This window comes from Candidatus Bathyarchaeia archaeon (genome assembly GCA_038882715.1).
In the GTDB taxonomy this organism is placed as follows: Archaea; Thermoproteota; Bathyarchaeia; order Bathyarchaeales; family DTEX01; genus DTEX01.
On record JAVZNR010000016.1, the window covers coordinates 1 to 21,118 of the forward strand.

General features: G+C 46.3%; 27 protein-coding genes and 1 tRNA gene. 16 read left to right on the plus strand and 12 right to left on the minus strand.

The window, feature by feature from the left end; translation table 11 throughout:
* The 3 genes from QXR61_08085 to QXR61_08095 all read right to left on the minus strand — a co-directional run.
* Positions 1–223 (minus strand): hypothetical protein (locus tag QXR61_08085; protein MEM3757904.1); only part of this gene is annotated, 223 nt, incomplete at its 3' end.
* Positions 220–450, minus strand: a complete 231-nt coding sequence (locus QXR61_08090; protein MEM3757905.1) for a sulfurtransferase TusA family protein — start codon at positions 448–450, stop codon at positions 220–222. The genes QXR61_08090 and QXR61_08085, both read right to left, overlap by 4 nt.
* 16 nt (positions 451–466) lie before the next feature.
* Positions 467–877, minus strand: a complete 411-nt coding sequence (locus tag QXR61_08095) for a DsrE/DsrF/DrsH-like family protein (protein ID MEM3757906.1) — start codon at positions 875–877, stop codon at positions 467–469.
* A gap of 344 nt (positions 878–1,221) precedes the next feature.
* Here QXR61_08095 and QXR61_08100 point away from each other — a divergent pair, with 344 nt between their 5' ends.
* The 10 genes from QXR61_08100 to QXR61_08145 all read left to right on the plus strand — a co-directional run bounded on the left by QXR61_08100 (position 1,222) and on the right by QXR61_08145 (position 10,880).
* The gene (locus tag QXR61_08100) at positions 1,222–2,475 is read left to right on the plus strand and encodes a threonine synthase (GenBank protein ID MEM3757907.1); all 1,254 of its coding nucleotides are present in this window, start codon (positions 1,222–1,224) and stop codon (positions 2,473–2,475) included.
* A gap of 1 nt (position 2,476) precedes the next feature.
* Positions 2,477–2,755 carry a ubiquitin-like small modifier protein 1 gene (locus QXR61_08105; GenBank protein ID MEM3757908.1) on the plus strand — a complete coding sequence of 93 codons (279 nt, stop codon included), beginning with the start codon at positions 2,477–2,479 and terminating at the stop codon, positions 2,753–2,755.
* Position 2,756: 1 nt separating this feature from the next.
* Positions 2,757–3,863 (plus strand): homoserine dehydrogenase, encoded by a 1,107-nt coding sequence (locus QXR61_08110; GenBank protein MEM3757909.1) that lies wholly within the window; start codon positions 2,757–2,759, stop codon positions 3,861–3,863.
* A 2-nt stretch (positions 3,864–3,865) separates the two neighbouring features.
* Complete coding sequence (locus QXR61_08115; GenBank protein ID MEM3757910.1) at positions 3,866–4,966, plus strand: HesA/MoeB/ThiF family protein; 1,101 nt, start codon at positions 3,866–3,868, stop codon at positions 4,964–4,966.
* Positions 4,967–5,060: 94 nt separating this feature from the next.
* On the plus strand, positions 5,061–6,572 hold the full coding sequence (locus tag QXR61_08120) for a nitrite/sulfite reductase (GenBank protein MEM3757911.1): 1,512 nt from the start codon (positions 5,061–5,063) through the stop codon (positions 6,570–6,572).
* A gap of 5 nt (positions 6,573–6,577) precedes the next feature.
* The gene (locus tag QXR61_08125) at positions 6,578–6,841 is read left to right on the plus strand and encodes a sulfurtransferase TusA family protein (GenBank protein ID MEM3757912.1); all 264 of its coding nucleotides are present in this window, start codon (positions 6,578–6,580) and stop codon (positions 6,839–6,841) included.
* Positions 6,842–7,330: 489 nt separating this feature from the next.
* Positions 7,331–7,873 (plus strand): hypothetical protein, encoded by a 543-nt coding sequence (locus tag QXR61_08130; protein ID MEM3757913.1) that lies wholly within the window; start codon positions 7,331–7,333, stop codon positions 7,871–7,873.
* A gap of 22 nt (positions 7,874–7,895) precedes the next feature.
* On the plus strand, positions 7,896–8,171 hold the full coding sequence (locus tag QXR61_08135; GenBank protein MEM3757914.1) for a hypothetical protein: 276 nt from the start codon (positions 7,896–7,898) through the stop codon (positions 8,169–8,171).
* The gene (locus QXR61_08140) at positions 8,162–8,401 is read left to right on the plus strand and encodes a DUF2283 domain-containing protein (protein MEM3757915.1); all 240 of its coding nucleotides are present in this window, start codon (positions 8,162–8,164) and stop codon (positions 8,399–8,401) included. Before QXR61_08135 ends, QXR61_08140 begins: the two co-directional genes overlap by 10 nt.
* A 454-nt stretch (positions 8,402–8,855) precedes the next feature.
* A complete protein-coding gene (locus QXR61_08145; protein ID MEM3757916.1) occupies positions 8,856–10,880 on the plus strand; it encodes a right-handed parallel beta-helix repeat-containing protein in 2,025 nt (674 codons plus the stop codon).
* A gap of 25 nt (positions 10,881–10,905) precedes the next feature.
* Here QXR61_08145 and QXR61_08150 read toward each other — a convergent pair whose 3' ends face one another.
* From QXR61_08150 to QXR61_08165, 4 genes are all read right to left on the minus strand, one after another.
* Positions 10,906–11,685, minus strand: a complete 780-nt coding sequence (locus tag QXR61_08150) for a creatininase family protein (protein MEM3757917.1) — start codon at positions 11,683–11,685, stop codon at positions 10,906–10,908.
* An 87-nt stretch (positions 11,686–11,772) separates the two neighbouring features.
* Entirely contained in the window at positions 11,773–12,144 is a 372-nt protein-coding gene (locus QXR61_08155; protein MEM3757918.1) for a cyclophilin-like fold protein, read from the minus strand.
* An 87-nt stretch (positions 12,145–12,231) separates the two neighbouring features.
* Positions 12,232–13,506, minus strand: coding sequence for a hypothetical protein (locus QXR61_08160; GenBank protein MEM3757919.1), 1,275 nt, complete (start codon positions 13,504–13,506; stop codon positions 12,232–12,234).
* A 209-nt stretch (positions 13,507–13,715) separates the two neighbouring features.
* Positions 13,716–14,432: a carbohydrate-binding family 9-like protein gene (locus QXR61_08165; protein MEM3757920.1), complete on the minus strand. Its 717-nt coding sequence runs from the start codon at positions 14,430–14,432 to the stop codon at positions 13,716–13,718.
* A 165-nt stretch (positions 14,433–14,597) separates the two neighbouring features.
* Here QXR61_08165 and QXR61_08170 point away from each other — a divergent pair, with 165 nt between their 5' ends.
* The 3 genes from QXR61_08170 to QXR61_08180 all read left to right on the plus strand — a co-directional run bounded on the left by QXR61_08170 (position 14,598) and on the right by QXR61_08180 (position 16,203).
* Positions 14,598–14,810, plus strand: coding sequence for a hypothetical protein (locus QXR61_08170; protein ID MEM3757921.1), 213 nt, complete (start codon positions 14,598–14,600; stop codon positions 14,808–14,810).
* A gap of 51 nt (positions 14,811–14,861) precedes the next feature.
* Positions 14,862–14,939: transfer RNA gene (locus QXR61_08175), tRNA-Glu, on the plus strand.
* A gap of 58 nt (positions 14,940–14,997) precedes the next feature.
* Positions 14,998–16,203, plus strand: a complete 1,206-nt coding sequence (locus QXR61_08180; GenBank protein ID MEM3757922.1) for a site-specific integrase — start codon at positions 14,998–15,000, stop codon at positions 16,201–16,203.
* A gap of 13 nt (positions 16,204–16,216) precedes the next feature.
* Here the strand turns inward: QXR61_08180 and QXR61_08185 are convergent, their stop codons facing one another.
* A complete protein-coding gene (locus QXR61_08185; protein MEM3757923.1) occupies positions 16,217–16,354 on the minus strand; it encodes a hypothetical protein in 138 nt (45 codons plus the stop codon).
* A 126-nt stretch (positions 16,355–16,480) separates the two neighbouring features.
* On the opposite strand from QXR61_08185, the gene QXR61_08190 reads away from it, so the two are divergent.
* Both QXR61_08190 and QXR61_08195 read left to right on the plus strand, forming a co-directional pair.
* On the plus strand, positions 16,481–16,783 hold the full coding sequence (locus QXR61_08190) for an HTH domain-containing protein (protein MEM3757924.1): 303 nt from the start codon (positions 16,481–16,483) through the stop codon (positions 16,781–16,783).
* On the plus strand, positions 16,773–17,420 hold the full coding sequence (locus QXR61_08195; GenBank protein ID MEM3757925.1) for a TFIIB-type zinc ribbon-containing protein: 648 nt from the start codon (positions 16,773–16,775) through the stop codon (positions 17,418–17,420). Before QXR61_08190 ends, QXR61_08195 begins: the two co-directional genes overlap by 11 nt.
* A 661-nt stretch (positions 17,421–18,081) precedes the next feature.
* On the opposite strand, the gene QXR61_08200 is transcribed toward QXR61_08195, so the two are convergent.
* Genes QXR61_08200 through QXR61_08215 form a run of 4 tightly spaced genes read right to left on the minus strand, consistent with a single transcriptional unit; the run spans position 18,082 to position 19,651 of the window.
* Positions 18,082–18,501 (minus strand): hypothetical protein, encoded by a 420-nt coding sequence (locus QXR61_08200; GenBank protein ID MEM3757926.1) that lies wholly within the window; start codon positions 18,499–18,501, stop codon positions 18,082–18,084.
* A gap of 18 nt (positions 18,502–18,519) precedes the next feature.
* Positions 18,520–19,101, minus strand: a complete 582-nt coding sequence (locus QXR61_08205; protein ID MEM3757927.1) for a hypothetical protein — start codon at positions 19,099–19,101, stop codon at positions 18,520–18,522.
* Complete coding sequence (locus QXR61_08210; GenBank protein MEM3757928.1) at positions 19,077–19,328, minus strand: hypothetical protein; 252 nt, start codon at positions 19,326–19,328, stop codon at positions 19,077–19,079. The genes QXR61_08205 and QXR61_08210 overlap by 25 nt, the downstream gene beginning before the upstream one ends.
* Positions 19,304–19,651, minus strand: a complete 348-nt coding sequence (locus tag QXR61_08215; protein MEM3757929.1) for a hypothetical protein — start codon at positions 19,649–19,651, stop codon at positions 19,304–19,306. The genes QXR61_08210 and QXR61_08215 overlap by 25 nt, the downstream gene beginning before the upstream one ends.
* Before the next feature lie 1,064 nt (positions 19,652–20,715).
* Between QXR61_08215 and QXR61_08220 the strand changes: the two genes are divergently transcribed.
* A complete protein-coding gene (locus QXR61_08220; GenBank protein ID MEM3757930.1) occupies positions 20,716–20,931 on the plus strand; it encodes a hypothetical protein in 216 nt (71 codons plus the stop codon).
* The last annotated feature ends 187 nt before the right edge of the window (positions 20,932–21,118 follow it).

Consider the following 21,118-nt stretch of genomic DNA (forward strand, 5'->3'; position numbering starts at 1 on the left):
TCCTCAAAGTAGCCTCATAGAGAGCCTGGTAGCTAATCCAGCCCATTAAGTGGGTTATGGATGGATGCCCCCTACCACCCCGCTTATAAGCGTCCTCCATGGCTTTTAGGGCTTCCGGAATTATTAAACCTGAGTTCTCATTATCCAAGTAGACCTCTCTCCTCGGTATGCCATGCGACTCAATAAGCTCGCTTATAGACTTTGATAGATCGCTATAGGTCAACCCGAAACCTCCACATATATCTGATACACTTCGTTGACTTTTTCAACTTTTAGAATTTTATGGCCCACGCTTGAAGCCCACTCTCTAATATCTTGAGGGGCAGCTGGGTCGGTTGCCATAAGCATGATTACCTGACCCGGACTAGACTTTGCAACCGCCTCAGCTAGTGCGAGAAGCGGGCCTGGACAAGACTTATATCGAGCATCAACAATCAAGTTGACCTTCAAAGAACGCCACCCCCAGTTAAGATATGAAGAGATTGATGTCTGAGTCTTTCGCTCTGCCTAGAAACGTTGCAGCGCCAACAACATTATCTACATACTCCACTAAATCTTCAGCCTTTATTCCGAGAAGGTTCATTGTTGTGGAGCATGCATAGATCTTCAATCTTCCAGTCTTCTTGCCCTGCTCTAATATCTCACGCCAGCTCGGCATAGCTCCGGAGCTAATCGCTCTCCTCAGGTCATCTTCATAGCCCTTGTAATCTGAGCTCACTTCTTTTGGCTCATAACCTTTCTTTAAGGCTAAGAGACCCCAGAAAGTGAAGAATACCTCTGACTCCCAACCCATAGCGGCTGCGGTTGCAGCTAAAGTTATCGCTGGGAAGAGCTTATCCAATTTTTCCGAGGATACTATTATGGATAATTTTGGCACATAAATCACCGAACGAATTATATAACGCCGTTATATAAAAACCTTTCTAATAATGTTAAGGAAAAACTTTTTGTTCACGCTTGTCTACGCAACCAGCTTTGGAACCACTTCTTCATACATTCTTCGGAGCAAAAGACGAAGGGCTTATTTATACAGCATGTTTTCCTCATTATCGGCTTTCCTCGAATTAATCTGCCACAAACCTGACATCGCAACCCACTACACCTAAAATTTTATGGGTATAACGGATTTATAAAAATTGCGAAATATTCCTAATAAGAATATTTTAAACATAAAGTATAAATATCAGTTATAATCATATTGTTATAACATTGTTATGGAGGGTGAAAACCCTCAAGAAAAACGGTCACATAAAAGCGCTTAAATGTAGAGAATGTGGAAGAGAATATCCGCCAGCGAAGATTCATGCGTGCGAAGAATGCTTCGGCCCCTTAGAAGTCATTTATAACATAGATTCAATAAACATCAGCAAGCCCGTTATAGAGACGCGAAGTAAGACTTTATGGCGTTATCGCGAGCTATTGCCGCTTGAAGACGAGAAAAAAATCGTTGATTTAGGGGCTGGTTTCACACCACTCCAAGAATGTAAGCGTCTGGCGGAAACCTTAAGGGTGAAAAAACTTTACATAAAGAATGATACTGTTAATCCGACAGGATCCTTCAAGGATAGGCCAGCTACAGTTGCGATCTCAAAATCCCTCGAGTTCGGGTTTAGAGCTGTCGGCTGCGCTTCAACTGGAAATCTCGCTGCTGCCACAGCCGCGCATGCAGCTCTCGCTGGATTACCATGTTATGTTTTCATTCCATCCAATACTGAGAGGGGTAAGGTTCTTCAGGCAGCCGCTTATGGAGCCAAGATAGTTGCTGTTAAAGGAACCTATGATGACGCTAATAGGCTTGCCGCCCAAGCCGCCTACGAGTTTGATTGGGGGATAGTGAACATAAATGTGCGGCCATACTATGTTGAAGGCTCGAAAACTATTGTTTTTGAAATTTGTGAGCAGCTTGGTTGGAGGGCTCCGGAAAACATCATAATACCTGTGGGGAGTGGGGCACTACTGTGCGCCATATGGAGGGGGCTAAAGCAGTTTAGAGAGCTTGAGCTGATCAATGGTTTTAAAACGAGATTAATAGGGGCGCAGCCAGAGGGCTGCTCGCCTATAGTTAAAGCCTTTAAGGATAACTCAGAAGACATTTTCCCCGTTGAGAAGCCTGAAACTATCGCTAGGAGCCTAGCTATAGGCGATCCAGGCGATGGAGTCTACGCTTTGAGGGCTATTAAAGAGTCTGGGGGGTTAGCCGAGTATGCGACAGATGAAGAGATAATTGAGGGAATGAGACTTCTAGCGAAGACTGAGGGAATTTTTGCTGAACCAGCTGGTGGAGTTACCATAGCCGTCCTGAAAAAGCTTATTGAGTCAGGCGATATAGGCAAAGATGAAGAGGTTGTTTGCTGTATTACTGGCAGCGGCTTTAAATCACTAGAGATTTTCTCGGCAGACGCTGCGAGTATAATTGAGGTGGAGCCTAACTTTAACAGCCTCAAGAATCTGGCAAGGTTGGGAGGCGTTATGTAATATGGCTAAAGTGAAAGTAACCTTGTTTGGTGTATTAGCGAAAATAGCAGGCGAAAAGATAATTTATGTTAATGCTTCAACGCTTAGGGAGACTCTTGATGAAGTTGCCGCCAAGTATGGGGAGGATCTTAAAAATAGGATCTTAGATGAAAAAGGGAATCTGAGAAGATTCGTCAACATATACGTGAACGGGAGAGACGTGAGGTTCACAGGCATATTAGAGACAAGGCTGAACGAGAATGACGAGATCTCAATTATCCCAGCGGTTGGGGGTGGATAACATGGTTAATTTAATCCTTATAGGATTTGGAAATGTAGGTCGAGGGTTGGCTGAAATCCTCATGTTGCGCCGCCGAACACTTAAAGATAGATATGGGCTAGATTTTAAGGTTGTCGCAATAGTTGATCGTGGTGGAGCAGTAATCTCAGAAGCAGGGGTAGATTTAACTAGAGCCCTAGAAGTTAAGAGGTCTTTGGGTTCGGTCTCAGCCATGAAGTTCATAGGCAAACCAGGTCTCTCAGCTATGGAGGTTATAGAGGAAATTGATGGAGACATAGTTGTAGAGACTACATCAAACAACTTGGAAAGTGGTGAGCCAGGGTTAACGCATATTAAGAGGGCTTTAACATCCGGTAAACATGTTGTTACAACCAATAAGGGCCCGCTTGCCCTAGCTCTTCCCAGCCTCCTAGACCTAGCGCAGAGGGAGGGTATGATTTTAAGGTTTAGTGGTGCTGTGGGTGGAGCTATACCCATCCTAGACTTCATAAGAAACCTTCTTTGTGGGGACGAGATGCTGTCCATTCAAGGGGTTTTGAACGGGACAACAAACTATATTCTCTGGAGCATGTCTGAGAGACATTTAACAATGGATCAAGCGGTAGCTGAGGCGCAAAGGTTAGGTTATGCTGAAAAGAATATTTCCTACGATATTGATGGTTTAGATACTGCGTCAAAAATCATTATAATAGCGAATTACATTATGGGACTTAGGATATCGCTTAGGGACGTTAATATTAAGGGCATAAGAGGGATTACCCCGGAAGACCTGCTTGAAGCAAAGAGAAGGGGCTTTACTATCAGGCTTATAGGCTTTATAAGTCATGATGAAGTAAAAGTCTCTCCGGAGGAAATCCCCCTAGATGACCCCCTCTCTGTAGGCTCCAATCTTAATGCTGTGAAAGTAGACTGCGCCCACTCTGGTCAACACGTGGCAATTGGGCCTGGAGCTGGTGGTAGAGAAACGGCGTCCTCGGTTATGAGGGACATAATTATTATAATTAACGATGTATACCGAAAAGAGAATGGTGGTAAGTCGCCCTTAAAGAATTGCTCCTGTAGAGCATTTTTAAGCGCTCCTTACCCGACTAGAATTGGGAGGGGTTAATTTTGTCTAAAAGTAGAAGAGGAGCAGATCTCTCAGAGTCTGAGATAGAATATTATTCTCGACAAATAGTTCTTCCAGATATAGGCTATAAGGGGCAGGTTAAGCTTAAAGGTGCCAGCGTATGTATTGTCGGCTTAGGCGGATTAGGTTCTCCAGCCGCTTTACAGCTGGCCGCTATGGGAGTGGGGCACCTACGCCTAGTAGACCACGATGTCGTCGAATTATCGAATCTACAGAGACAGCATATTTACAGCGTGAAGTTCCTAGGCTACCCAAAGGTTGAAGCCGCCGCCATAAGGCTTAAGGAGCTTAACCCCAACATAGAGGTTGAACCGCTGCCAATATCCTTAAACCACCGCACTATTGAAGAAGCCATTAGAGATGTTAACGTCGTTATTGACGGGCTTGACCGGATGAGCACACGCTACATAGTTAACCGCGCCTGCCAGAAGATCGGCGTGCCATATATCTACGGCGCCGCCATAATGACTTTTGGAAGTGCCTCCACTATTATACCTGGTGAAACACCATGCTTAGAATGCTTTCAAGGCGGGATAGACGATGATATGCTTCCTTCATGCGCTGTTGTTGGGGTTCATCCCGCAATCCTCAACATTATAGCGAGCATAGAAGTTTCAGAGGCGACCAAGATAATTACTGGAAAGAAGCCTCAGTTGGCTAGTAAACTTCTTCACTGCGATATCAGCGAAATGATATTCGAGACAATAGGTGTTTCGAGAGCTGAGAAGTGCCCCGTGTGCGGTTTAAAGGGGGCTCCTTCCAAGCCCATTGAGGAGAAAGTGATCATGGAGCTCTGCGGTAGAGAGGGTAAAAGGGTCTTCCTTATAGTGCCGAGGAGAAACCTTAACATAGACATGAATAAACTCTCATGGACAATAGACAGCCTCAAGGATTTTAAGATAAAAGTTAGAGCAAACCTTGGAATAACGTTTACCGACAATATCAACAATAGAACTATTAGTGTTTTAAAGAGCGGAATAATGATAGTAGACAACGTTAACAGCGAGGATGAAGCCTACAACTTCTATAGGAGAATATTAGTTGACGGCTTGGGGGTTAATGCTAACGATATAGATCTGTAATTTCTTCTTGGTAAAGTTTAAATAATAACACCGTTATATTTTTCATTGATCAGAAGTCCGTAGAGGATATAAATAAAGTAGGGCGAAATAAACTATGACGCTGGCAGAAAATGTTGAAAAGTTTATAGGGCGATACTCGATTGGGCGCGATGACGGTGAGGGTTCTTTACATTTTGTCAGAATCAAGATTCCAGGCGGCATCTTAACTTCCGAGCAATTTAGGGAAATTGCTAGACTTGCGTTAAAGTACAGTAGGGGGGTTGCGGAGATAACTGACAGAGAGGATATACAACTGCATTGGATTAGAGCGGAGGATTCTATAGAAATCTTCTCTAAGATGGATGAAATGGGCCTTACAACGGATATGTGCGGTCAAGGCTTTCCAGGAGCAAGATATGGCGATGTGAGGAACATTATTTGCTGTCCAGTTTCAGGGATAGAAAGAGACGAAATATATAACTGCTATCCGATTGCTAGAGAATTAACAAGGTTTTTTACTGGAAACCCGGAGTACCTGAATTTACCTAGGAAGTTTAAAATAGCAATGACTGGTTGTGGCGCTGACTGCGTTAGGGCGGAGATAAATGACTTAGCCTTCGTAGCCGTTAAAAATAGCGGGATAGTTGGCTTCACAATTTTAGTTGGCGGGAGCATTGGGGCGTCGCTTCCAGGACCAAGGCTAGCGAAGCCGATTGGCGTATTTATTAGACCTGAGAGCGCCTTTAAAGTGGCCGTTGCAGCTGTCGAAATATTCAGAGATTATGGTAATAGGGAGAGCAAGGCTAAAGCTCGATTTAAGTGGCTTATTGAGGAGTGGGGGCTCGAAAAGTTCTTTTCAATTCTAGAATCAAAAATTAATGTAGGGTTTGAGAAGTATGATGGTTCGATCTTTGTTAGAGAGACCGACCACGAAGGAATTCAGCCGCAGAATAATGATGGCTACTTCTACGTGAATATCCCTATATTGGGTGGGCGATTAACGAGTTATATAATGTGCAAGATCGCGGAGCTAGCGGATAAATATGGAAGCGGTGAGATAAGGTTGACCCCAACCCAAAACATAATAATCCCAAATGTTTCCGAAGAGAATAAAGATTTGCTAATTAAAGCCCTTATGAAATTAGGTTTTACGATAAACACTTCTAGGACCAGATGGCTCAGCGTAGGCTGCGCATCAGACTTCTGCGGTAAAACATTATATCCGCATGCTAAAGACGTAGTTAAAGAGATTATAGACTACTTAGAAGGAGTTTTTGGTCCGGAGAAATTAAGTGATATGAGGCTGCGCGTAAATGTTAGCGGCTGCCCCAATGATTGTGGAGCAAGTCTCATAGCCGATATAGGTTTGGTTGGAAAACAGGTTAGGGAGGGCGATAGGATTAAGCAGGCATATGACATTTATGTTGGCGGAAGCTTAGGCAATAATCCATCGCTCGGTAAACTAATAGCCGAGAGAGTCCCAGCCGAAAAAACGAAGTTCATGGTTGCTTCATTTATAGCCAATTATCTGGAGCGGAGAAAGCCAGGCGAGGACATAAGTGGATTTTGTAGGAGACATAGAATAGATGAGCTAAAAGCATTCCTTCTTTCAAAAACATGGAGTTGAGTACATTGAGTAGTGATAGATTTAAGGTTGAAAAAGCTGGTGAAGGACTATACAGGCTGGATGTACGCGGGTTAGTCTGCCCATACCCGCAGCTTCTAGTTATGAAAGCTCTTAGCGGCCTATCGCAAAACGATATTTTAGAGGTAATCCTTGATAATCCACCATCAGTAAGGGATATACCGCCAATACTTGAGGGAAAAGGCTACAGCGTCAATGTAATAAGATTAAATAGCGCAACATGGAAGATAATTATTCAAATGCGAAAATAACTTTAATGCGTGAGCTGGAAGTCAAATAATAAACCCGCCTACCGAGACCTAAACCTGAACCCAACTTGTACATAATTTATTTGCCAGTAAAAATGGACTTAAATCCCACCCCCCGCACCAGCAGCCAGTTTTCAACCCTGTTTTTGAAAAGCAGCTTAAAACGGGCTTCTCTACGAGCATATAAAGGTTTGTGTTCCTTGTAGGACTGTCCCAGTAGGATGCGCTCCAGAAAATCCGTTTATACCCACGCCTGCCTGCTTAGCCTTCAGGAGCTCGTAGATATCTCGCCTGAGGGTTGCCGAATGTTCCTCTTAACGTTAACGCGAGAGCCTTTCGATTAGCTTTCTTATTCCATCCCATTTGTTTGCTCAGAACCGAGCTTGCTTCATCTACAATGATTACTCCTTAACCCCATTGGCGATCTTATTATCCTTAAATATTATCAGAACGTTAACACTAAGCATTTTTGAGAAATGCGCTACAGGTTATATGTTCTCATGGGGTATGGTTGCTATGAGGATAGCCATAGTGTACTATTCTAGGACTGGGTATACGGAGCGCGTCGTTGGTGAGCTGGGGCTATGTCTAAAGAGTGAGGGTTTTACGGTTGACGTCTATAGGACCCTTCCCATAAGAGAATATTCTAAGCCCTTGCACTTAAACCCTAGGCTTATATACGATACTCTCATTAGAGGGGGGACAGACATCAGGTTTGAGCCCAGCGAGCCAAGGCTGAGTGGTTACAGCGCCGTTATCGTTGCATCACCCATATGGATAGGCACGCTCACGCCGCCAATACAAGAATTTCTAAGAAGATATGCTATAATAAGACCCGTGATCATCATCACAAGCATTCAAAGCACGAAGACCGAGAAGATCGAAAGGATCGTTGAAAGGCTCTGCAGAGCTAAGCCCCTACTATGCGTAAATATTAAAGACGCCACGATCAAAGATCCAGTCAAGCTTAAAGAACTAATTAAAGACATTGCTAAGAGACTTAAAGCCACAATGGAGAAAAGCGGTATTTATTAGTAGAGTTGGGTGAGGATGAATCTTGGAGGTTGTATTTAGTCGGCATATTTTGGATAAGATTGCTAATGAGCTTTCGAGGGTTGGGGTGACAAGAGATTTAATTGAGAACATTGTTAGGAGCCCTGATGAGATTCTCTATGATACGGCTACCAACCGGTACATTGCTGTAAGGTTTGATCAGAAGACAGCTGTAATATATGAGAGGAGAGATCAACAAGTATTTATTGTAACCGCAATATATAGTAGTGGGATTGAGAATACTGTTCGTAGGAGGAAGAGGTCTGGGAGATGGATCTAGCCATAAAATATGATTCCGATGTAGATGTCCTAGTGCTTAAGATTAGGGATGGAACCCTGGCCAACGAGGAGCTTCTCGACAACGATATTATTCTAGGCTATGATAAGGATGGAAAACTCCTTTATGTTGAGGTGATGGACGCGTCTAAAAAAGGGCTAATAAACACCCTACTCGACTTAGCAAAAAACAGAAAAGAAGCAGCAAAACTAATCCTCTCAAAAATAACCTGAAAATACCGGTAAATGAAAAGCAACTATAAACGGACCTCTCTAATGGTATATAAAGGTTTGGGTTTTGGGTTCAAGATAGGCGTTTATCCCTATACCGCCTGCTTAGTCTCCTGCTGGTTCTCCGATAGGTTGGCGGAATCCTTCTAACAGCGACGACGTTTTATATGAGAAGTCTAAAGGGATTGTTCCAACCTTGTGCACTTATAGGATTGAATTGTTTATGTAGATGTAACCTTAACCAATAGGCTTAGGAAAAACGGAGGATGAATTTATGTCGGGCAAATTTTTAGTTTAAAGTTTGCGGTTAGACGCTGCTATATGAGCCTGCTCTCTACTTTATTTATGGTGAGGGGGATGGTTAAATGCTTTTATAATAGTTGCGTTAACAGTGTGATGCAAAGCGCAAAGCGCATTACTAAGTAAGTTGCGTGGAGGGAGATGGATTATCGCTTCCGTGATTTTTTATGTCTCTCCGGAAGGGCGGGATGAGTGGTCTGGGAAGCTACCTGAACCTAATGAAGATAGGACGGATGGACCTTTCGCGACGATCACCCGCGCGAAAGCGGCTGTCCGCGAATCTAAGAAGAGCGGGGAACTGAAAGGCCCTGTGGTAGTTAAGATCCGTGGAGGGGTTTACTGGCTGGATGAGCCGATAATGTTCGCCCCGGAAGATTCGGGGACTGAGGAGAATCCAGTTATATATCAAGCCTATGAGGGCGAGGTTCCGGTTATAAGCGGCGGCTACCCTGTAAGCGGTTGGCGAATAGAGAGGTTGAGCAGCGGTTTAACGGCGTGGGTTGCGGAGATCCCTGAGGTTAAGGAGGGAGGATGGTATTTTAAGCAGTTGTTCGTTAATGATGAGCGTAGATTCCGTCCACGTTTACCTGAAAGCGGATTCTTCTGGATAGAAGATGTTCCCGGAAAAAAGCCTGAGGATCTTTCACTTTTTGATGGTGCGAGCGTTTTCAAGTGCGCTTCCGGAGACATTAGACAGTGGAGAAACATTAATGATGTTGAAGTCATTATCCTTCATTACTGGATAGAGGAAAGGATACCAATCAAATCTTTCGATGAGAAGAGCAATATTGTTGAGCTTTCTATGAAAACAGTATTTGCTTTAAGAGACGACTTTAAGTCTAGATTTGCGAGATATTACGTGGAGAACGTCTTTGAGGCGTTGAGAAAGCCCGGCGAATGGTATCTTGACCGTGCGTCCGGAAAACTCTACTATATACCCTTGCCCGGAGAGGATGCCGGCTCCTCAAGAGTAGTGGCTCCAAGGCTCAGCCATCTGGTTAAAATGGTCGGCAGGCCTGAAAGAGGACAATATGTGGAACATGTAATATTTAAGGGTCTAGTTTTCCGGCACACAGAATGGCATTATTCGCTTTCCCCTCAAGCGGCTCAGAGCGTGCCTGGAGCAATTTGTCTGGAGGGCGCCCGCTTCATCACGATAGATGGATGCAGGATAGAGCATGTTGGGGGCTATGGGATAGAGGTTGGGCGTGGATGCAGCAGAATCTTCATTACGAATAATATATTTTTAGATTTAGGCGCTGGGGGAATAAAGATTGGTGAACCGAGTATCCCCGCACAAACCTATGATGAAACAGGATATAACGTCGTTTTCAATAACCGCATCGCTAAGGGTGGACGCGTCTTCCACAGCGCTGTCGGCGTATGGGTTGGTCAGAGCGGACATAATGAGATTACACATAACACCATTCACGACTTTTATTATACTGGTATATCTGTGGGCTGGACCTGGGGCTATGGCCCCACAAACGCGAGATGCAACATAGTGGAGCGCAACCACATTTACGATATTGGTCACGGGTTGCTCAGCGATATGGGGGGCATATACACTTTAGGCGTGCAGCCGGGGACGACTATACGCTTCAACTTGATTCATGATGTTGAAGCATATGGTTACGGTGGCTGGGGAATATATCTGGATGAAGGAAGCTCCCACATATCGGTGGAAAACAATATTGTTTATAACGCTATGAGCGGCGGTTTCCATCAGCATTATGGTCGGGAAAATATAATTCGGAATAACATATTTGTTTTAGGCAGAGAAGGCCAGATAATTTTCAGTAGAGGCGAAGAGCCTCCATACATAGCCTTTACCTTCGAGAGAAACATCGTTTTATCCAATGGATCACCGATCTTCGTCGGAGGCTATGCGGAAGAGTTCTCGAAGCGTAATTTTAGGAGCAATCTGAACTTGTTCTACGATGTTTCAGGAGGGCAAATAATGTTTGTGGAATCCAATAAGGGAAGAAGATATGGCCTAGAGGAGTGGAGGAATTTCGGATACGACACTTATTCTATTGTGGCCGACCCAAAATTCAAGGACGTTGAAAAACATGACTTCACATTAAAGGAGGATAGCCCGGCCTTTAAAGTAGGATTCAAACCAATAAATCTGGAGGATGTGGGCGCGCGCCAGCATTTAAATGCTTCAAAAAGATATTAATGATAGTTTTTAGGGGAGAGAAGTATTACTGGCGATAAGTTTTTCGGCAATATTCATCTAGCAGCCTTGGCACCTCAGTATCGTTTTTAATCGCCCTTATCGCCTCTGCTAGCCTCTCAACCATCCTTTCGACGAGCAACCTGCCTTTCTCCTTTGTGGCGTATCTTGGGTCGCCAACATATAGATCGACTGCGTAGGCTTGCCAGTCAAAGGCTGTCTCAACCCCTTTAGGCAGCCCAGTTTTTCCGAGTTTAGCCTCCCTCTTTACATTATCCATTTTAATGTGGTCTCCGAAAAGGTAAAGCCCGACGCTCGTCTCTATTTCACAGGCATGGCCGTATTTTCTCCCCTCACTCAGCTCGCTGGCTAAATCGTCATATGCTTCCCAAGGCGCAATAACCGCGTAAACCACATAATCCTTTTTCTTAGCTTGGCTATCTCTAAGGAAAACTCTCAGAAGCGAAGCGTTTCCGCCATGTCCATTAACGATCAGGATCTTCTTGAAGCCGTTTCTCGCAACCTCATCACATATTTCTTCCAGAATGGTTAGCAGGGTTTTAGCCGTCAAAGAAATTGTTCCCGGAAAATGCCTGTTCTCCAGAACGTAGGCATAATATAACGGCGGCAAAACTACAGCCTCCTCTTTCTCAGCCGCCCTCCTGGATATCTCGAAGGCGGAGATTGAATCTGTCCCTAAAGGCATGTGTGGGCCGTGAACTTCAATTGAACCAATGGGCAATATTGCGATTAGACCTCTCTCAGCAGCCTCCTTCACGTCTAAACTTGTCATGTGTTCAAGCAGCATTTAAACATCACCTCTTTTCAACAATTAATTCAATAATTAAACGTAGGCTGGCATTATAAGGTTATGTGCATCTGAAAGCCGTAAAATCTATGGTTGCCTTTCAACTCTTATTTTCATTCCGCTCCTCACTCTACTGAAGACCTCAACATTATCTGCAATCTGACCAACTAAGTTCACCGGAGTGTGGGGACGCATGTCTCCGAAGAATATGCAGAACGCTTTTCCAAGCGGCCAGTAGGCTAAATCCCCCTTCTTCACAGTTTCCCTCGGCTTCTCAACCCCGATTTTTAGCGGGATCTCAAGGTATATCTCGTTCTGCCATACCGCAGCCCGCCCCTCTAATGGTAGAAGCCTAACAACCGCGTCGACAGTTCTAGGTGAGAGGAAGCGAATCAGAGCCGCCCTAGACTCGCCAAGCCCTTCAACGATTATTTTTATCGGTATTCTGGAAATTTCCATCTAAGCGTCTCCCAAACCTCAATTAATTATCAGTAAACCTTCTAAAATTAACTTTCCTTTCGCAAAGCCACATTTTGAGAAAAGCTTTTAAGGAGGCGTATCCTGCCAGGTGAAGTGTACAACTTTCCAGTTAGTGTTGTCGTCGAAGGTTACTAGGTAATTTTTAACCCAAGTATTTACATGTATCTGTATTTTTGCTGGTTGAGCCGATGTGCCCTTCTGTATTTCCTTCCATAATTCAACTGTTAGAGTGATGGGGCCGTAGGCTACACTGAACGATATTTTTATTCCAAACACCTCTACGGTTTTCTCACCATCACCTAAGGGGCACTCTACATCCGGCGTACCACGCACGTACCAAGCGATGTTGCCTACCGGGTTGCCGCCGCATAGCGAGCATTGTATCATGTCGCCCAAATCGCGGCCTCCGAAGCTTATCGGCGTAACTATCTCCTCATATTGCCACATGCTTCCAACAATCCACTTCCACCTCTCATACCTATACCTCACCCATACCATGGCCCACCTCTTCTCACCATTAGAGACCCACGGCGTGCCAGTGGTATCCTCGGCCATGGTTATTTTGTCTCCTAGGCTCTGCCAGTCTGTTATTGGCTGATAGGTCCAGTCCAGAACCCTCCTCTTCTGCGTATAATACAGGTAGTTTCCATAGTAGATGTAGAAGCGGACTGAGATTCCCTCTATCGAGTGCAGCTGAACTGCCGGCATACGATAATATCTTTCAACAACCTCCTCAATAGTCCCATAGGATGGTAGGATCGGCCCAGACCCAGCGCCATAAGCGCTCTGATACTCTGCTGGTAGGGGCTCCATGGCGAGCTTAGCGGCCACTTCAGTTAGGGGCTTTTTAGGCTCAAACCTCACGAGGCTGGCGCCAGTCCACAGCCTCCCACCACTCCAAGCATACATGAAAACGGCATACTCATAGTTAAGGTAGATGAATCTAGGCTCGGCTTCAATCTCATCCCAACCCCACCTTAGAGGGATTCTGGATATCTTGAAGGAAATCTTGGTTGAGCCCCCGCAATAAATTATTTCGCTATGCTCCTTGCCATTCTCCGGCCTTGGACGGGACTGATGCGTGAAGTTATGTATGAATATTACTGCGCTCTCATATATGAATGGTTTGCCCTCATACTCAGGAACAACATTAATTTTCACGATGCCGGGCTGGCCGCCGCGGAGATACTCTAGAAAACAGCTCCAGAGAACATCAAAGCTCACATCGGTGAGAAGACCATACTCCCTTGCAAGGACAACGTAAGGAGACAACAGCAAAATAAGCACCAGAATCAGAGCTAAAATGGACGTAAAGGAAAGGCTCTTCCCCCCAACCCCCATCAACCTTCACCTTACATATAGTTCTTGCAAGTGAAATGATATAAGTTTTATCATTCATAAATAATGTATGAGCAAGCGAGATAGAGGTTATTTCTAAGTTTTCCAGCGAAACTTTTTCTCAACGCTAGTGAAAAGATGGAGTTTAACCAATATGCTACACTACATTAGGAGACTGAACAAAAAAGCAGGTATGAAAGCGGCTCTGTCCCTTAAACAGTTTTGTCTGAGAACTCAATGTAGCCCCATGTGGAGGGCACATGGCATGAGACTACGCCGGCTGGAGCCCAAATGTAGTGGTCTACTTCCTTCTTTCGCCAATCTCTAAACTCTTGACAGTAGAAGTTGATTCTCCATACGTCGCCCGGCTTAGGGGGAAGAGAACCCCTAGTTAAGTCTCTCATGCCCGCCCATGGAAGCGCAACTTCAACCGACCAGCCTCTATCAACGTCCTCGTGAAAGTTTAAAGTCCCATAAATTTGTACAGCATGCTTTATTCCAACCAGATCCCAGCTAAAGTTAGCCCCAGCCTCCGACGCGTCTATCCACATTTTTCGCTCAATATCATAGTAGGGTCTAGCCCAAAACACCTCATACCTAGTGTTTAAGGCGTTCACCTCGAACTCATAGTAATTTAAGGTGTCGCCGTCGGGATCTATGAAGATCTCAGCATCCGGATCATTGTAAACTATATCGTCTTGCCTCACCACAGTGCCCCAAACATCTGGGCTCTCTATGTGGAAGCCTACGTAAAGGTATTCGTCATCCCACAGCACCTTCACCCATTTCCTTAATGGGAGCTGCTCACCGCTAACTATATCCACAAAGTTCTCTGTCTTTGCAGCCAGCCGCCACGCCCTCTCCTTCAAGAAGCCGTCAATCCTTATTTTCTCCCCCGTCTTATAGCATATAATCTTCTTCTGAACCATGAAGCCTTCTCTCTAACATCCTATTTTAAGGTTTTCTAACATCATCCTATATTCCGCCTTATTCATGAAGAACCTCAATTAAAGCATAAAGCCTTATTTACGAACAATGTTGGCGGCTGAATAAGTAAACCTTAATTATCTCCAAGGGATTATTGAAGGTTGTGAATGGAAATGTATGATGAGATAAGTGCGATGGCGAAGAGCCTAGAGAAACAGCGGGATCAGCTGCTTAAGGAGCTTAAAAGCCTAGACGAAAACTATAAGAAGGGCAAGATAAACGAGGAGACCTATAAGGCTAAGAGACACGAGATCGAGAGAGCAATAGTTGAAGTAATGGATAGACTGGCGCAGATGCGCTTCCTCATGGGAGAAGCATAGCGGAAAACTAAAAAGCGAGGCTTATAAACAATAATACAATAGCGCGTAATGGCTCCGGTAGTATAGACCGGTCAAGTATTCCGGCCTTTCGAGCCGGAGACGCGGGTTCAAATCCCGCCCGGAGCACCAGCCTCTAGGGTTCAAATCTCTTCCCCTCACTTTTAAGTCCAGCGAATATGAGTTTGGCGTGAAGAGTGAGATCTATGATTATGATGAGAGGCTTGAGCGCTACAGGCGGATTATCGCTGGATTCGGGCGTAACGGCGAGGCGGCGCTCCGCTTCCTGGATCACTTGGCAAGCCTTGGGCTTTCTATTGCTAGGCTGAGCAAGGTTGCGGGCCACCTCCTGGCTCTGTTGCGCGCCATAGACTTCAACTTGGAGGATGCTACCAGGCGGGACGTTGAGCGCGTTGTAGCGTGGATAAACAGGAATCCAAGTTATAGGGAGCTGACTAAGCGCGATAAGAAGCTGGTTCTGCGTAAGCTGATCCAGTACGCTAAGGTTGGCAGATGCGACAGGGACGCCCCGATGCCTCCTGAGGCCAGCTGGATAAAGCTGAGCGTCAGGGAGGGGAGCGGCCGGGTCACGCCGGAAGCCCTCCTGGACGATAAGGATATCAAGGCTATGGTTCAGGCCGCCGACAACCCGCGGGACAAAGCAATGCTCCACGTGTTGTTTGAGGGCGCCTTGAGGCCCGGCGAGCTGCTGAGCATGAAGACGAGCAGCGTCGAGTTCAAGAGGGACTACTGTATAATCACGGTGAACGGTAAGACTGGGATAAAGAGGATACCTCTAGTCGCATCTCTTATGCCGCTGCTTGACTGGCTTAGGGTCCACCCACGCAGAGATGACCCCGACGCGCCGTTATGGTGCTCGCTTGCAACAAACTACGTCGGCAGGCCGCTGAGCTACAGGCACTTCCGCCTAATCGTCAAGAAGATGGCTGGGAGGGCCGGGCTGAGGAAGGATGTCTGGCCATACCTATTCAGGCACACCACGCTCACGAAGATGGCTAAGACCCTGACTGAGGCTCAGCTCGAGAAGTTCGCTGGGTGGGTTCATGGGTCGAAGATGGCTGCCAGATACGTGCACTTCTCAGCCAGGGACATTGAGGACGCAATCCTGGCCCTATACGGCATAAAGAAGGTTGAGGGGGAGGGGACGCTGATAAAGATTATCAAATGCCCGCGGTGCGGGAGCCACAACCCCGAGACCCACAGGTTCTGCAGCCAATGCGGCCTGCCGCTGAGCATGGCAGCCTCGTACGAGGCCGAGGAGTCCGCTAGGGAGGTCGTTGAGAAGGCTAAGAAGATGAGGGAGCTTGAGGAGAAGCTCGAGAAGGTAGAGGCCCTCCTGGCGCGGCTCATGGGGGAGAAAAAGGGAGGCGATTGAGGAGATGAGGGCTTCACTTGGACTTGCCGGCGCCCTCATCCCTGATCTCCTTGATTATCGCCCGGATCTCCTCAACTGTGCGGATGATCTCCTCAAGGACGCTCTTCTTGACGAGGACATACTCCTCCTCATGCTCAGGCTTCGCCGACATATAATACACCAAAGAACAGGCGCGCCCAGCTCTTTTAAGGGCTGGGCCCCCCACCCACCCCCCGTATCCAAATCCTCCGCAACCATTTTAAACCTTGGGGCAAAAACGCTTCTTCAGGGGGCATATATGAGCCACCTATCCGCCCCAGACCTCGCGCGCGCAGCATCCTGCCTGAAGTCCAGGGTTGCGCGGAGGATCCTCATCGCCCTCAGCTCCGCGAGGGGACCGATCGGGATAACGGCGCTCTGCAGGAAGGTCGGGTGCTCAAGGAGGGACGCCATACGCTACCTAGCGCTCCTAAGGGATCTCGGCGTTGCGCGCGAGGAGAGGGCCGCGCGCCTCAGGCTGATAAGCCTCAGGGACACCCCCATCTCAAACCTGGTTGTCGAGGCAGCTAGGCTTATGGAGGTGGAGGGGGATGAGTGCTGAGAGGTGCCCTGAGTGCGGCGGCACCTTAATCAGAGATGGGGCGACCGGCGAGGTTGCATGCGGCAGCTGCGGCACAGTCTTTGGGGAAAGCGAGATGGTTCACAGCTTCGCGCCAAAGACCTTAAACCGCGGGAGCTTCGCCTTTGCAGGCCTATCCGAGACTGGAAAGATTACATATTCGGAGGCTGTGAAGTACAGCGGCCAAGGCCGCTATGTGCATATGCTTAGAAGGAGCGATGGAAGCGAAAGAGTCGTCGTGAAAGTCGCCGTTTTCATCTCAAACCTAGCAAGCAGGATCGGCGCTCCCACATCCGTTGAGGAGGAGGCCATGGTGATCGCCAGGCGGCTGCTGAAGGCCGCCAAGGCTAAGGGCAGGAGGTTGACGGCCGATGAGGCGGCAGCCGTCTCCCTCTGGCAGGCCTGCAAAAAACAGGGATTCCCCATAGCAATAGACGATTATGAGGGGGCCTGCGCTGCCATGCTTCCCACCTGGAGGGGTAGTCTCCTAAGGCTTATGAGCAGGGTATGCGATATCGAGCGGCTCCCCTTCAGCAAATTCTCCCTCAAGGATTATGTGAAGATGTTTACGAGGAAACTGCGCAAAAACTACACAGACGTGGGTAGGGGGCGGGCTTGAGAGCGTTGTTGGGGGTGGCGTAGGCTTCGGGGCGATATTAGGGCTGAGCATAATGGGTGAAGGCTGCCTTAATAAGATTGTTTCCCCTTAGACTGTAAACGTGTAGAAGTATGCTGTCTCGGTCATGGGTTCGCTTATGGTTATCGCCGCGGAGCTTGAGGTTCCCTGTACGAGACGCTTCCAGAGCCAACCCGCCGCTCGGGAGCGTAGTGATGGGGGCGGGTGGATGGGGGTTCCTAATGGCTTGGCTCCCTAAACCAAAGGTTTATAATGCTGGGGGTGCAAGCTGTTGTTGGGCGGCTCGCCCGTGATGGGGTTCTGGTGGCTCGCCAGGGCCCCATTCCCCTCACAGTTCAGGGGAAACGCCGCCTTATCGTTCAGACACCCATAACGCATCATATTTTGGCGCGCCTTAACCTAGACGTCAACCCTATTTTCCCTCCTCTTTGTAATGGGCAATCCCTTACTAACGTTCGCTTAAGTTGTCGAAAATTTTGCTCGCTTTTAATTAAAAAAGAAAACTATATCGTATTATGACACGATTCTTAATCGGACGGTGCCTGACCAGAAGTCGCAGCTGCGATGCGAGATCCGCCTCAAGGCCACGCCTACGCAACCGCCTTCTCAAATTTTAGTCAAGCCAAAGCGGAGCCTTGCTTTCTCATGGCCGCCTTGGCCTCTTAATACCAGCGCTCTGTAGGGACTTTGAATGCGCTTCCATAAAGCGGCAAATGACGTTGTTGAGCAGCTCTTGGCTCAATGTTGGATGAGTTGCTCCTTGAAGGGAACTTTGTTCGTCCATCTTGTAGGGATAAAGTTTGGCGCCGCTATTGAGCTGCCCAATTTTTTCGATCACGCGCTGAAGCGCCAAGATGTCTGCTTTATTCGCAGCTGCGAGCTCCTCACGGGCCTCCGCATTATTCGGCTCACGTAAGATTTTGTTGCATAATATTAGCTTATCCAACCCGTCTATCTCGTAAAATGAGCGCTTCCAGAAATCGCCTTCCAGCGCGCCACATAGGACGTCGTGGACCTCGCGGAGGCTAGCCGAGGATGTGGGCGCGACGAGACTCGTTTGCACAGTATAGCAGATTAAATGTTAGAGCAGCGACCTATCCAAGCCACCCCAATGAATAAGGACTTTATTAAGTTTAGTGCGGAGATATTCTTGCGCCTTAAGTTTTTCATCGAACCAGAACTGCCTAAATTCGCCGGATTCAACGTCCAGAAACCCGTAGAGGACGCCTGTACTTCCGCTGTACTCCGTATCAAAGATTATTATCTGGCTATCATCTGGAATTGAAATTGGATCAATCAAGTAAATGTTTCCTTTTTCTCGTTCTCTCAACACCTTAGCATATGCCCTTTTCAGGTGAACTTTATCAATACCATAGCTTTCCTTAAACACGTTTTCATAAACTTCTCTGGTTATTGATTCTGGCGCCTTGACGCCATAATCGTATAGTTTAAACACGTTGCTCCACGAAAATCCGTAACGACACTTAATATTAGCCAATTCTGAAAGGTCGTCAAGCAATCTGTCGCCATGCCCGTAATAGGCTTCCATAAATAACGCCGCTTCATTTCTGGAAAGCCCAGCTTCCTTTTGAAGGTAAAGAAGTCTCTCTTCACCATCATACCCTCTTAGGATTGCTTCTAAAACGAGGGAAACTTTAACCATTTTATCTCCTCAACATCTCCATTTCGATCTAAAACAATCCACGCGATGTTTGCCCTACTAAATGGATCATCATGCGAACTTACATTTGCAACCGTCGCGTTGTTGACCTTCTCGCATTTTCCACCGCACCTGTGGACATGTCCGCAGATAACAAACGTAATGTTGCCGCATTCCTCCAGAAAATCTCTCAGCGCTAGACTCCCTATGGCCCTGTCGCCATAGCGCATAGCCCTATCCAGCACCTCCTTGGAGGAGAGTGAGATACTATCAGCAACTTCTTGCCCTCAGAGATCTCACGTGCAAGTTCAAGTCTCAGCCTAACACTTCCCTCGCTGTAGCCGCCAGAAGGCCCTAATCCGCACGTGGATCCTTCGAGTCCAACTATAAGAAGCCGCCCTATATTAACCCACGTGTTATGAATTTCGTAAACGTTCCTGCCATAAATCCGAGATCTGTCAGCACCTACATCATCGTTGCCTATTATTGCGGCCAGCCTATACCTTGCATAGCTTGCTAATTCCTCAAATATGTTGCGTTTCGGCTCGCTCACAGAAATATGGAAGTAAGCATAATCACGATCCTCACGTATCCTCTTAACAGTAATTGATGAATGTTCGCGCCTCTTGACTAATATATAAAGATCAAAATATTCTGAAAGAAAAGGGATATAGCCTTCTGGAGCAACCTCAAATTTTAATTTTTAATACTGTAGTTCCCACATCACTATCTATAACCTCTATTACCTCCATTCTCCCCGACGTAGATTGCCTTCGCCTTAATTGAAACTTTGGATATTCTATAAGTAACTCTCCAAGATCTTTTTCGCTTAACGTCTTATTTTTGTGCCATCTATCATAAAGCGCGTTTATGAACCCCATTACTTCGAAAATTCTGCGCTTAGCCGCGTCCTCGTCCCGCCATTTTTAGGTAATCGAAGGATAAAACCGTAAAGAGGGCTTGACCAGATTCGGCCGTCGTCTGAAACCCAAACTCTCACCAATTCCTGATTGTTGTTAAAGCTAAAGCGGAATAATTCTTCTCGTAGAGGAGCAAATCTATTTATGTCGTCGCCCCATAAACTATCAGATCAGGTTTTTCTTCAAGGTGTTTTAAAAGGTGTTTTAAGAGGTTAAATAACTCCTCGATTTTTTCATCCCATAATCAGAAAAAGCTAAGATTCTTAATTGTCCCCTATGTTCTATCCGCTCAATTCTAGGCGAACGTTTATTACAAGTTCGCGGTCTTAACACTAAACGTTCCTTTTGTTCACCACAGTAGAATTCATTTAGAATGCTTTCAATACGCATAAGAATCTGTGCATCTTTCAACAGCTGGGAAGGTTTTGTCTCCATGTTCTTCCATTAATATGGGACCGAATAAATTTATTTTTAACGACTCTAAAGAATTTGAAGGGCGGCCCGGCTCTGTCTAAGTTTTAGCAGCGAATCTCATCCTACCCTCACGCGTTAAACTTTCTTCTCGATCAGCGTAGACTTAAAGGGTTAAAATAAGTTTCAAACCATCTTAAACTTTATATGCGCGCCGCCCAAAGAAGAGCAGGGAAGCGCGGTCCTACTCCGTTTCCTTGCCCAGCGCGACGTAGACGGATACTACTTGGGGAGGCTGCATGGCACACTTAAGGAGTGGGTTAGGGAGAAGAGGGGAGCGAGAGAGAAGTTTGAGGAGATAATAGATGGATACCGAGTATACTACAATTACTTAAGGCCTAATATGGCATTAAACGGAGAAAGCCCGGCAAATGGTAAAGAGAGATGGATCAATGTGATGCTATCATCAGCCAACAAGCATAAAGTAAGAAAAGAAGATTAGCAGCCTTATTGTTGTTTAGGGTTTTTCCTTAAAAGTTTTGCAATTTATAAAAGACTTTTATATTAAAATTGTGGAGGAGAATTGAATTATGGACAGGTAAAAGCTGAGAGTGGACATTTCATTAAAGTCTCTGCTCTACTTTTATAGTGGTAAAATAACCTTTACGACAAAGACAAATTGTATATCG

What these genes read in the sequence shown, in the direction of transcription:
- QXR61_08105 (MEM3757908.1), top strand. Translation starts at nt 2,477, where the DNA reads ATGGCTAAAGTGAAAGTAACCTTGTTTGGTGTATTAGCGAAAATAGCA.
- QXR61_08110 (MEM3757909.1), top strand. Translation starts at nt 2,757, where the DNA reads ATGGTTAATTTAATCCTTATAGGATTTGGAAATGTAGGTCGAGGGTTG.
- QXR61_08120 (MEM3757911.1), top strand. Translation starts at nt 5,061, where the DNA reads ATGACGCTGGCAGAAAATGTTGAAAAGTTTATAGGGCGATACTCGATT.
- QXR61_08130 (MEM3757913.1), top strand. Translation starts at nt 7,331, where the DNA reads ATGTTCTCATGGGGTATGGTTGCTATGAGGATAGCCATAGTGTACTAT.
- QXR61_08140 (MEM3757915.1), top strand. Translation starts at nt 8,162, where the DNA reads ATGGATCTAGCCATAAAATATGATTCCGATGTAGATGTCCTAGTGCTT.
- QXR61_08150 (MEM3757917.1), bottom strand. Translation starts at nt 11,685, where the DNA reads ATGCTGCTTGAACACATGACAAGTTTAGACGTGAAGGAGGCTGCTGAG.
- QXR61_08155 (MEM3757918.1), bottom strand. Translation starts at nt 12,144, where the DNA reads ATGGAAATTTCCAGAATACCGATAAAAATAATCGTTGAAGGGCTTGGC.
- QXR61_08160 (MEM3757919.1), bottom strand. Translation starts at nt 13,506, where the DNA reads ATGGGGGTTGGGGGGAAGAGCCTTTCCTTTACGTCCATTTTAGCTCTG.
- QXR61_08165 (MEM3757920.1), bottom strand. Translation starts at nt 14,432, where the DNA reads ATGGTTCAGAAGAAGATTATATGCTATAAGACGGGGGAGAAAATAAGG.
- QXR61_08170 (MEM3757921.1), top strand. Translation starts at nt 14,598, where the DNA reads ATGGAAATGTATGATGAGATAAGTGCGATGGCGAAGAGCCTAGAGAAA.
- QXR61_08185 (MEM3757923.1), bottom strand. Translation starts at nt 16,354, where the DNA reads ATGTCGGCGAAGCCTGAGCATGAGGAGGAGTATGTCCTCGTCAAGAAG.
- QXR61_08190 (MEM3757924.1), top strand. Translation starts at nt 16,481, where the DNA reads ATGAGCCACCTATCCGCCCCAGACCTCGCGCGCGCAGCATCCTGCCTG.
- QXR61_08195 (MEM3757925.1), top strand. Translation starts at nt 16,773, where the DNA reads ATGAGTGCTGAGAGGTGCCCTGAGTGCGGCGGCACCTTAATCAGAGAT.
- QXR61_08205 (MEM3757927.1), bottom strand. Translation starts at nt 19,101, where the DNA reads ATGGTTAAAGTTTCCCTCGTTTTAGAAGCAATCCTAAGAGGGTATGAT.
- QXR61_08210 (MEM3757928.1), bottom strand. Translation starts at nt 19,328, where the DNA reads ATGCGCTATGGCGACAGGGCCATAGGGAGTCTAGCGCTGAGAGATTTT.